The sequence below is a fragment of the Paraglaciecola sp. 20A4 genome, from assembly GCF_011378905.1.
Classification (GTDB): domain Bacteria; phylum Pseudomonadota; class Gammaproteobacteria; order Enterobacterales; family Alteromonadaceae; genus Paraglaciecola.
In genome coordinates this window covers 1-725 of sequence record NZ_WTPY01000090.1, presented here as the reverse complement: position 1 = coordinate 725, position 725 = coordinate 1, and the positions used below count along the sequence as shown (strand labels likewise).

Below are 725 nucleotides of genomic sequence, written 5' to 3'. Positions count from 1 at the left end.
GTGTTGCTGAACAACCAGTTTTTTCGGCCAATCACAAAGGGTTTAATTGCTCGTTCGGCTCGGTTGTTGTCAATATTCAGATTGCCATTATCGATGTAACGAATGAGTTTTGGCCATTGATTGATGCCATAGGCAAGGGCTTTACCCAGCGCTGTTTTAGGCGGCACATTCAGTACGGATTCGTCCAGCCAGTCTTTAAATTGCATGAGTAACGGTAAGGCTTCAGCCTGACGTATTCGATATTTTTCTTCAGCCGTTTTACCTTTGATTTTCGTTTCTATGCGATACAGCTTCTGGATATGGTTCAGTGCCATATTCGCTTTACCTGTTTTACCCTTTGGTCGGCCGGCCACCCGGTGTGCGGTGTCTGCTTCAACGAACTTTCTGCGAGCGTGAGCCATACACGCTACCAGAGTCGCCTGGGTTTTGGCATACCCCTGATAACCATCTACTTGTAAATACCCCGAATAACCATCAAGGAAGTCGGCCGCACATTGTCCACTGCGACTGGCTTGATAATCATAAAGTACGATATTGGGCATAAGGGAGTAGCCTGCATCAGGTAAATTGTTGCTGGGTGAGTCAGTGCCGCAGCAATACAGCCACATATAGCAGGTGGTTTTATCTTCGCCGATAACCTTTAATGTCGTCTCGTCCGCCTGAATAACGGATTGTTGCAGCAGTATTTCTCGCATTCGTTCATACAGTATTTGTAATGCCAACTG

At 46.5% G+C, this 725-nt stretch carries 1 protein-coding gene; it reads right to left on the bottom strand.

What is annotated here, in order from left to right:
* A partial coding sequence (locus tag GQS54_RS22965) for an IS66 family transposase (RefSeq protein ID WP_166426238.1) occupies positions 1-725 on the bottom strand: 725 nt, incomplete at both ends.